The sequence below is a fragment of the Falsiroseomonas oryzae genome, assembly GCF_027856955.1.
Lineage (GTDB): Bacteria > Pseudomonadota > Alphaproteobacteria > Acetobacterales > Acetobacteraceae > Falsiroseomonas > Falsiroseomonas oryzae.
The window spans coordinates 1-10,455 of record NZ_JAPSMD010000184.1; the positions used below are offsets into that span (position 1 = coordinate 1).

The following is a 10,455-nucleotide window of genomic DNA, read 5'->3' on the forward strand; positions in this document are numbered from 1 at the left end:
TCTTCGCCAGAACCTTGGTGATCGCCGCCGTCAGCGACGTCTTCCCATGGTCCACGTGACCGATCGTCCCAATGTTGCAGTGCGGCTTCGTCCGCTCAAACTTCGCCTTTGCCATCGTCGTGCTTCCCGATCGATCCGTGTGTCAACGTCCGCGCGTTGCGCGGCTTACCAGCGATAGTGGCTGAAGGCCTTGTTGGCCTCGGCCATCCGGTGCGTGTCTTCGCGCTTCTTCACCGCGGTGCCGCGGTTGTTCGCCGCGTCCATCAGCTCGGCGGAGAGGCGTTCTTCCATCGTGTGCTCGCCCCGCTTGCGCGCGGCCTCGATCAGCCAACGGATGGCCAGCGCCTGCCGGCGCTCCGGGCGGACCTCGACGGGCACCTGGTAGGTGGCGCCGCCGACGCGGCGCGACCGGACCTCGATGGCCGGCTTCACGTTCTCCATCGCCTCGTGGAAGAGGCGCAGCGGGTCGGCGTTGGCGCCGCCCTTCCGCTTCAGCGTGTCCATCGCCCCATAGACGATGTTCTCGGCGACGGACTTCTTCCCGTCGTACATCAGCACGTTCATGAAGCGGCTGAGAACCAGGTCGCCGAACTTCGGGTCCGGCAGGACCTCACGCTTCTCGGCGCTGTGGCGGCGCGACATCTTCGGCTCGCTCCCTTACTTCGGACGCTTGGCGCCGTAGAGCGAGCGCCGCTTGCGCCGCTTCGGCAGACCCTGCGTGTCCAGCACGCCGCGGAGGATGTGGTAGCGCACGCCCGGAAGGTCCTTCACGCGACCGCCGCGGATCAGCACCACCGAGTGCTCCTGGAGGTTGTGGCCCTCGCCGGGGATGTAGCTCACCACCTCGTAGCCATTGGTCAGGCGCACCTTCGCGACCTTGCGGAGCGCCGAGTTCGGCTTCTTCGGCGTGGTCGTGTAGACGCGCGTGCAGACGCCGCGCTTCTGCGGGCTGCCCTGCAGCGCCGGAACCTTGTTCCGCTTCGCGTTCGGCTCCCGCCCCTTGGCGATGAGCTGGTTGATCGTCGGCATGACGCCCCTTCGCAAACCGTCCCGTCGAAGCCCGTGATTCCCGCCGGCGGCGCCCAGCGCCCCTGGCGATCACGAGCCGTCCAACACGCCGCAAACACTTGCACCCGCATGGGGCGCACATGCGCCATCCACGCGGGCACTCGTCCCACCCCCGGCCTCAGCCCCCCCGACTGCAGGAGGCGGCGCCGCGGGCGCTGCGCTGTTGGACCAAAAACAGCCCAGCCGAGCAGGACGCCTTGCGGCGCCACCCCCGGCCGAGGGGGGGCTATCTAGACCTGGGCCCGGGGTGAGTCAAGCGAAGGTGACGCCCCCATACAGCAGAAGGCCGGCCCTTTTCGGGGGCCGGCCTTGCGCAATCCATGGGTCTCGTCGCGCCCGCTATTCCGCGGCCTTCGCAGGCCCCGCCAGCGGCGCCGGCGCGCCCGGCGTGGCCGTGGGCAGGCGCCCACGGTCGCGCTGCGCAGCAAGCGCCCGCAGGCGGTTCATGACCGAGCCCGTGCCCGCTGGGATCAGGCGCCCGACGATCACGTTCTCCTTCAGGCCGGCCAGCGTATCGACCTTGCCCGCGGTCGCGGCCTCGGTCAGCACGCGGGTCGTCTCCTGGAACGACGCGGCGGAGATGAAGGACGTGGTCTGCAGCGAGGCCTTGGTGATGCCCTGCAGCACCGGCTCGGCCCGCGCGGGCCGCTCCTTCGCAGCGATGCGCTTCTCGTTCTCGATCTCGAACTCGATGCGCTCCACCGTCTCGCCCACCAGGAAGGTGGTATCGCCCGGATCGACGATCTCCACCTTCTGCAGCATCTGCCGGACGATGACCTCGATGTGCTTGTCGTTGATCTTCACGCCCTGCAGTCGATAGACGTCCTGGATCTCGTTCACGAGGTAGTTGGCGAGAGCCTCAACGCCCAGCACGCGCAGGATGTCGTGCGGCACGCGCGGGCCGTCCACCAGCGGGTCGCCGGCCTTCACGTAGTCGCCTTCCTGCACCGAGACGTGCTTGCCCTTCGGCACCAGGTACTCGCGCGGCGTCGGCGGCTCGTCCGTCCCGGGCTGCTGGTCGGGCACCACCAGGATGCGGCGCTTCGCCTTGTAGTCCTTGCCGAACTCCACCCGGCCGTCCACGTCGGCGATGATCGCCGCGTCCTTCGGGCGGCGCGCCTCGAACAGCTCCGCCACGCGCGGAAGACCGCCCGTGATGTCGCGCGTCTTCGACGATTCGCGGGGCATGCGCGCGATGATGTCGCCCGCATTCACTTCGCGCCCGTTCTCGATGGAAAGCAGCGAGCCCGGCGGCAGGAAGGTGATGGCCTCGCTGCCGTTGTCGCGCTTCACCACGTTCCCGCGCTCGTCGCGCAGGATCAGGCGCGGGCGCAGGTCCGCGCCGCGCCCGGTGGACTTGTACTCGACCACCTCCTTGAAGGAGAGGCCGGTCACTTCGTCCGTCCGCTCGACCAGGGTGATGTTCTCGATCAGGTCGGCGAACTCCACCTTGCCGTTCTTCTCGGTGATGATCGGCAGGGTGAAGGGGTCCCATTCCGCCAGCTTCTGGCCGCGGGTGACCGCCGCGCCCTCCTCCACCAGCAGGCGCGCGCCGTAGGGCACGCGCAGGCGCCCGCGCTCGCGGCCGTTCGAATCGTAGACCACCGCCTCGCAGTTACGGCTCATCACGATCGACGCGCCGCTGCTGTTGGTGACGACCTGGCGGTTGAGGAACTTCGCCTTGCCGTCGGTCATCGCCTCGACTGCGGACTGCTCCGCGCCGCGCTGCGCCGCGCCGCCGATGTGGAAGGTGCGCATCGTCAGCTGCGTGCCGGGCTCGCCGATCGACTGCGCGGCGATGACGCCGACCGCCTCGCCGGTGTTCACCGGCGTGCCACGCGCCAGGTCACGGCCGTAGCAATGGCCGCAGACCCCGACGCGCGAGTCGCAGGTCAGCACGGAGCGGATCTTCACCGCCTCCACGCCGGCCTTCTCGATCCGCTCCGCATCGGTCTCCTCGATCAGGTGGTTGCGCGGGACCAGCACCTCGCCGGTGGCCGGATCCAGCACGTCCTCCTGGCTGGTGCGGCCGAGGATGCGCTCCGACAGCGAGGAGACGACCTCGCCGCCGTCCATCACGGCGCGCACGGTGATGCCGCGCTCGGTGCCGCAATCATCCTCGACGATGATGCAGTCCTGCGCGACGTCCACCAGGCGGCGGGTCAGGTAGCCGGAGTTCGCCGTCTTCAGCGCGGTGTCGGCCAGACCCTTGCGGGCGCCGTGCGTGGAGTTGAAGTACTCCAGCACCGTCAGGCCTTCCTTGAAGTTCGAGATGATCGGCTGCTCGATGATCTCGCCCGAGGGCTTGGCCATCAGCCCGCGCATGCCGGCAAGCTGGCGCATCTGCGCGGGCGAGCCGCGCGCGCCGGAATGCGACATCATCCAGACGGAGTTGGCGGGCTTGCCGATCTCCTGCTTCTGGATCTCCTTCATCATGGCCTGCGCCACTTCCTCGGTGCAGCGCGACCAGGCGTCCACCACCTTGTTGTAGCGCTCGCCCGCGGTGATCAGGCCGTCGAGATACTGCTGCTCGAACTCCTTCACCTGGTCCTTGGTGGTCTGGATCAGCGCGCCCTTGCTGTCCGGGATCACCATGTCGTTCTTGCCGAAGGAGATGCCGGCGCGGGCCGCGTTGCGGAAGCCCAGCCCCATCAGGCGGTCGGCGAAGATCACGCTCTCCTTCTGGCCGCAGTGGCGGTACACCGCGTCGATGACGTCGGAGATGTTCTTCTTCGTCAGCAGCCGATTCAGCAGGCTGTAGGGCAGGTTCGGGTGCAGCGGCAGCAGCGCGCCCATCATCATCCGGCCCGCGGTCGTGACCACGCGCTCGGTGACGACCTTGCCGTCCTTGTCCATGGCCTTCCGGCGCGCGCGGATCTTGCTGTGCAGCTTGATCGCGCCGGCGGCCAGCGCCTGCTCGATCTCGCCCATGCTGGCGAAGGCCGGCGCGTCCTTCTCCTCGGTCGCCTTGAACTCAGGCGTCTCGAGCGAGAGGTAGTAGAGGCCGAGCACGATGTCCTGGCTCGGCACGATGATCGGCTTGCCGTTGGCGGGGCTGAGAATGTTGTTGGTGGACATCATCAGCACGCGCGCTTCCAGCTGCGCTTCCAGCGAAAGCGGGACGTGCACGGCCATCTGGTCGCCGTCGAAGTCCGCGTTGAAGGCGGTGCAGACCAGCGGGTGCAGCTGGATCGCCTTGCCTTCCACCAGCACCGGCTCGAAGGCCTGGATGCCGAGGCGGTGCAGCGTCGGCGCGCGGTTCAGCAGCACGGGGTGCTCGCGGATCACCTCCTCGAGGATGTCCCACACCTCCGGCCGCTCCTTCTCCACCATCCGCTTCGCGGCCTTGATGGTGGTGGCGTGGCCGTACTTCTCGAGCTTCGAGTAGATGAAGGGCTTGAACAGCTCGAGCGCCATCTTCTTCGGCAGCCCGCACTGGTGCAGCTTCAGCTCCGGGCCCACCACGATGACCGAGCGGCCGGAGTAGTCGACGCGCTTGCCGAGCAGGTTCTGCCGGAACCGGCCCTGCTTGCCCTTCAGCATGTCGGACAGCGACTTCAGCGGGCGCTTGTTGGCGCCCGTGATGGCGCGGCCGCGGCGGCCGTTGTCGAACAGCGCGTCAACCGCCTCCTGCAGCATGCGCTTCTCGTTGCGCACGATGATGTCGGGTGCGCGCAGCTCGATCAGGCGCTTCAGCCGGTTGTTGCGGTTGATGACGCGGCGATAGAGGTCGTTCAGGTCCGACGTCGCGAAGCGCCCGCCGTCCAGAGGCACCAGCGGGCGCAGCTCCGGCGGGATCACCGGGACGACGTCCAGGATCATCCACTCCGGACGCGCACCGGATTCGGCGAAGCTCTCCAGCATCTTGAGCCGCTTCACCAGCTTCTTGCGCTTCGCCTCCGACGTGGTCTCCTTGAGGTCGGCGCGCAGCCGCGGCGCCTCCTTCTGCACGTCGATGGCGGCAAGCATCTGCTTCACCGCCTCCGCGCCGATGCCCACGGTGAAGGCGTCGTCGCCGAACTCGTCCTGCTTCGACTGCAGCTGGTCCTCGGTCAGCAGCTGATGGAGCTTAAGGTCGGTCAGCCCCGGCTCCAGCACCACGTAGCTCTCGAAGTAGAGGACCTTCTCCAGCTCCTTCAGCGACATGTCGACCATCAGGCCGACGCGCGAGGGCAGCGACTTCATGAACCAGATATGCGCGACGGGCGACGCCAGCTCGATATGGCCCATGCGCTCGCGGCGCACCTTGGCCAGCGTCACCTCCACGCCGCACTTCTCGCAGATGATGCCGCGGAACTTCATCCGCTTGTACTTGCCGCAGAGGCACTCGTAGTCCTTGATCGGGCCGAAGATGCGGGCGCAGAAGAGCCCGTCCCGCTCCGGCTTGAAGGTGCGGTAGTTGATGGTCTCCGGCTTCTTGATCTCGCCGTAGGACCAGGAGCGGATCTGCTCCGGCGAGGCGATCGAGATGCGGATCTGGTCGAAGGTCATCGCCTGGCCGGTCTGGCCCAGGATCTTCATCAGCTCATTCATGCCGTCGTCTCCGTCCGGCAGGCGGGCACCCGGCAGAGGCCCGCTGCGAGAAAGGGGAGCCGCGCCGCCGCGAGGCGGCGCGGGAAGCAGCGCGCCGTCATGCGGCGCGGGACGTCAGCGAACCGCCGCCTCAGGTCGGGCGGTTCTCGAGATCCACGTTGAGGCCGAGCGACTTCAGCTCCTTCACCAGCACGTTGAAGGATTCCGGCACGCCGGCCTCGAAATTGTCCTGGTCGCGCACGATCGCCTCGTAGACCTTGGTGCGGCCGGAGACGTCGTCGGACTTCACCGTCAGCATCTCCTGCAGGGTGTAGGCGGCGCCGTAGGCTTCCAGCGCCCAGACCTCCATCTCGCCGAAGCGCTGGCCGCCGAACTGCGCCTTGCCGCCCAGCGGCTGCTGGGTGACCAGCGAGTAGGGGCCGATCGAGCGGGCGTGGATCTTGTCATCCACAAGGTGGTGCAGCTTCAGCATGTAGATGTAGCCGACCGTCACCTTGCGCTCGAAGGTCTCGCCGGTGCGGCCGTCGGTCAGCCACACCTGGCCCGAGGTATCGAGGCCCGCCTTGGTCAGCATGCCCTCGATGTCGGCCATGCGGGCACCGTCGAAGACGGGCGTCGCGATGGGCACGCCCTTCTTCAGGTTCTCGCAGAGCTCGATCAGCTGGTCGTCGTCCATCGGATCGACGTCGCGCTTCACGATCTCCTCGCCATAGGCCTCGACGAGCTTCACGCGCAGTTCCTCGCGCATGGCGCCGCCGCGGCGGTACTCCTCGACCACCTCGCCGATCTGCCGCCCGAGGGAAGCGCAGGCCCAGCCGAGATGGGTCTCGAGGATCTGGCCGACATTCATGCGCGACGGCACGCCGAGCGGGTTCAGCACCAGGTCCACGCTCGTCCCGTCTTCCAGGAACGGCATGTCCTCGACCGGAACCACGCGGGAGACGACGCCCTTGTTGCCATGGCGGCCGGCCATCTTGTCGCCGGGCTGCAGCTTGCGCTTCACCGCGACGAACACCTTGACCATCTTCATCACGCCGGGCGGCAGCTCGTCGCCGCGCTGCAGCTTCTCCACCTTGCTCTCGAAGCGCTTCTGCAGGCGCTCGACGGCCGCGTCGAACTCGCGCTTCAGCGCCTCGATCTCCGCCATCGCCGCGTCGTCCTGCACGGCGATCTGCCGCCAGGTCGCCTTGGCGAACTGGTCCAGCACCTCGTCATTGATCTCGGTGCCGGCCTTCACGCCCTTGAAGCCGCCCGCCGCCTTGCGGCCAAGCATGCGCTCCCGGAGACGGCTGTAGAACGACCGCTCCTGGATGGCCTTCTCGTCGTCGCGGTCCTTGGCCAGGCGCTCGATCTCGGCGCGCTCGATCGCCATGGCGCGCTCGTCCTTGTCCACGCCGCGGCGGGAGAAGACGCGCACGTCCACGATGGTGCCGGCGACGCCCGGCGGCAGCCGCAGCGAGGTGTCGCGCACGTCCGACGCCTTCTCGCCGAAGATGGCGCGGAGCAGCTTCTCCTCCGGCGTCATCGGGCTCTCGCCCTTCGGCGTCACCTTGCCCACCAAGATGTCGCCCGGCTGCACCTCGGCGCCGATATAGACGATGCCCGCCTCGTCGAGGTTGCGCAGCGCCTCCTCGCCGACATTCGGGATGTCGCGGGTGATCTCCTCCTGGCCCAGCTTGGTGTCGCGGGCCATCACCTCGAACTCCTCGATGTGGATCGAGGTGAAGACGTCATCCTTCGCGATGCGCTCGCTGATCAGGATGCTGTCCTCGAAGTTGTAGCCGTTCCACGGCATGAAGGCGCAGAGCACGTTGCGGCCGAGCGCGAGCTCGCCGAGCTCGGTGCTCGGGCCGTCCGCGATGATGTCGCCGGCCGTCACGCGGTCGCCCACCTTCACCAGCGGGCGCTGGTTGATGCAGGTGGACTGGTTGCTGCGCTGGAACTTGCGCAGGCGGTAGATGTCCACGCCGCGGGTCGTGCCGTCGTCACCGGTGGCGCGCACCACGATGCGCGCACCGTCGATGCTGTCGATCACGCCGTCGCGGCGCGCGACGATGGTGGCGCCCGAATCGCGCGCCACCGCGGCTTCCATGCCGGTGCCGACCAGCGGCGCATCGGCGCGGATCAGCGGCACCGCCTGGCGCTGCATGTTGGAGCCCATCAGCGCGCGGTTGGCGTCGTCGTTCTCCAGGAACGGGATCAGCGCCGCGGCGACGGAGACCAGCTGCTTCGGCGACACGTCGATCGCCGTCACTTCCTCGGGCTTCACCAGGCGGAAATCACCGCCCGAACGGACGCTGACCAGCTCCGACTTGAAGTTGCCCTCGGCGTCCAGCTCGGCATCGGCCTGCGCGACGACCAGCCGCTCCTCCTCCATGGCGGAGAGGTAGCGCGGGTCGCCGGTCACCTTGCCGTCGCGCACCAGGCGGTACGGCGTCTCGATGAAGCCGTACTTGTTCACCTTGGCGAAGGTCGCGAGGCTGTTGATCAGGCCGATGTTCGGGCCTTCCGGCGTCTCGATCGGGCAGATGCGGCCGTAATGCGTCGGGTGCACGTCGCGCACCTCGAAGCCGGCGCGCTCGCGCGTCAGGCCGCCCGGACCCAGCGCCGAGAGGCGGCGCTTGTGCGTCACCTCGGACAGCGGGTTGGTCTGGTCCATGAACTGCGACAGCTGCGAGGAGCCGAAGAACTCGCGCACCGCCGCCGCGGCCGGCTTCGCGTTGATCAGGTCATGCGGCATGACGCTGTCGATATCGACGGAGCCCATGCGCTCCTTGATCGCGCGCTCCATGCGCAGCAGGCCGACGCGGTACTGGTTCTCCATCAGCTCGCCGACCGAACGCACCCGGCGATTGCCGAGGTTGTCGATGTCGTCGATCGAGCCGTTGCCGTCCTTCAGCTGCAGCAGCACGCGCATCGTGGCGATGATGTCCTGCTTGCGCAGCGTGCGCAGCGTGTCCGGCACCTCCTCGATGCTGAACCCCAGGCGCATGTTCATCTTCACGCGGCCGACGGCCGAGAGGTCGTAGCGCTCCGGGTCGAAGAACAGGCCGCGGAACAGCGTCTCCGCGGTCTCGGCGGTCGGCGGCTCGCCCGGGCGCATCACCCGGTAGATGTCCATCAGCGCCTCTTCGCGGTTGGAGTTCTTGTCCACCGCGAGCGTGTTGCGCATCCAGGGGCCGGTGGCCTGGTCGATGGCGAGAGTCGGCAGGCGATCCAACCCCGCCTCCTCGATCGCCGCCAGCTTCGCCTCGGTCAGCTCCTCGCCGGCCTCGGCCCAGATCTCGCCGGACTGCCAGTTCACCAGGTCCTCGGCGACGAAGCGGCCGAGCAGGTCGGCGCGCCCGACCAGCACCTCGGTCGTGCCGGCCTCGGCGATCTTCCGCGCCGCGCGCGCAGTCATCTTGCTGTCCTTCGCCGCGACTTCCTGGCCGGTACGGGCGTCCACCAGGGCCTCGGCCAGCTTGACGTTGCGGAACGCCTCCGGGTCGAAGGGGCGCGACCAGCCCTTCGGGCCGCGGCTGAACACGACCTGGCCGTAGAAGGCGTTCAGGATCTCCTCGGCGTCCATGCCGCGGATCTCGTGCGGCTCGAGCGGCGCCAGCCCTTCCTGCGCGCGGCGCACGCGCTCGCCCTCGGTCCACACGCTGTCCAGCGCGTAGAGCAGCGTGGTGGCCGGCAGCTTGCGCTTGCGGTCGATGCGGACGTAGCAGATGTCCTTGGCGTCGAACTCGAAGTCGAGCCAGGAACCGCGATAGGGAATCACGCGCGCGGCGAACAGGTACTTGCCGCTGCTGTGCGTCTTGCCCTTGTCGTGGTCGAAGAACACGCCGGGCGAACGGTGCATCTGGGAGACGATGACGCGCTCGGTCCCGTTGATGATGAAGGTGCCGTTGTCCGTCATGAGCGGCATGTCGCCCATGTAGACATCCTGCTCCTTGATATCGCGGACGGAGCGGGAGCCGGTGTCCTCGTCCACGTCCCAGACGATCAGGCGAAGCCGCACCTTGAGCGGGGCGGCGAAGGTCAGGCCGCGCTGGATGCACTCCTCGACGTCGTATTTCGGCTCCTCGAGCTCGTACTGGACGAATTCCAGCCGGCCGCGGCCGCCGAAATCGTCGATCGGGAAGACGGACTTGAACACCTCCTGAAGCCCGGCGTGCAGCCGCGCATCCGGGTCCACCCCCATCTGCAGGAACGCCTCGTAGGAGGCGCGCTGCACGTCGATGAGGTTGGGCATCGGCGCCACTTCGGGCAGCCGCCCGAAGGACTTCCGGATTCGCTTGCGCCCCGTGAACGACTTCGTGATAGCGTTCATGCCTGTCCCGCTTCCCTCGGCCGCCGCCCCCGAACCGGGCCGGCCGCCTGAAACCTGGTGCCGCATCTATCGTTGCCGCCCCGACCGCGGCACCCGGGCCGCGGCGCCTGGCGGCACCGACATCAAACGCGGGCGCGGGCGGGATTCCGACCCTGGAATCCCGCCCGTTCCCGATCCTGGTAGCCTGACCCACCCGAAGGTAGGCCCGCGACGCGCCCCGCCCGTGAAGGCAGGGCGCGTCGTGAAATCAGGTGATCTCGACGGTCGCGCCGTTCTCCTCGAGCACCTTCTTGATCTTCGCCGCCTCGTCCTTGTTCACGCCTTCCTTGACGGTCTTCGGCGCACCCTCGACGAGGTCCTTCGCCTCCTTCAGGCCGAGACCCGTGATGGTGCGGATCTCCTTGATGACGTTGATCTTCTTGTCGCCGCCGGCCTTCAGGATGACGGTGAACTCCGTCTTCTCCTCGGCGGCGGGCGCGGCGGCGGCACCACCGCCGGCGGCCGGCGCGGCGGCCACGGCAACCGGCGCCGCGGCG

Annotated in this window: 6 protein-coding genes; all 6 read right to left on the reverse strand. The window is 68.1% G+C overall.

The window, feature by feature from the left end:
• The coding region (locus OZN99_RS17345; protein ID WP_270936523.1) for a GTP-binding protein at positions 1-115 on the reverse strand (115 nt) is incomplete at its 3' end.
• A gap of 50 nt (positions 116-165) precedes the next feature.
• Positions 166-642: a 30S ribosomal protein S7 gene (gene rpsG / locus OZN99_RS17350; protein ID WP_270936519.1), complete on the reverse strand. Its 477-nt coding sequence runs from the start codon at positions 640-642 to the stop codon at positions 166-168.
• Positions 643-657: 15 nt separating this feature from the next.
• Positions 658-1,029 (reverse strand): 30S ribosomal protein S12, encoded by a 372-nt coding sequence (gene rpsL / locus OZN99_RS17355; RefSeq protein WP_237214365.1) that lies wholly within the window; start codon positions 1,027-1,029, stop codon positions 658-660.
• A gap of 378 nt (positions 1,030-1,407) precedes the next feature.
• Positions 1,408-5,601, reverse strand: a complete 4,194-nt coding sequence (gene rpoC / locus OZN99_RS17360) for a DNA-directed RNA polymerase subunit beta' (protein ID WP_270936520.1) — start codon at positions 5,599-5,601, stop codon at positions 1,408-1,410.
• Between the two features lie 130 nt (positions 5,602-5,731).
• Positions 5,732-9,919: a DNA-directed RNA polymerase subunit beta gene (rpoB, locus tag OZN99_RS17365; RefSeq protein ID WP_270936521.1), complete on the reverse strand. Its 4,188-nt coding sequence runs from the start codon at positions 9,917-9,919 to the stop codon at positions 5,732-5,734.
• A 247-nt stretch (positions 9,920-10,166) separates the two neighbouring features.
• Positions 10,167-10,455: 50S ribosomal protein L7/L12 (rplL, locus tag OZN99_RS17370; protein ID WP_270936522.1), on the reverse strand; the 289-nt coding region annotated here is incomplete at its 5' end.

Coding starts and splice junctions, on each gene's coding strand:
- rpsL (WP_237214365.1), bottom strand. CDS start 1,029: ATGCCGACGATCAACCAGCTCATCGCCAAGGGGCGGGAGCCGAACGCG.
- rpsG (WP_270936519.1), bottom strand. CDS start 642: ATGTCGCGCCGCCACAGCGCCGAGAAGCGTGAGGTCCTGCCGGACCCG.
- rpoC (WP_270936520.1), bottom strand. CDS start 5,601: ATGAATGAGCTGATGAAGATCCTGGGCCAGACCGGCCAGGCGATGACC.
- rpoB (WP_270936521.1), bottom strand. CDS start 9,919: ATGAACGCTATCACGAAGTCGTTCACGGGGCGCAAGCGAATCCGGAAG.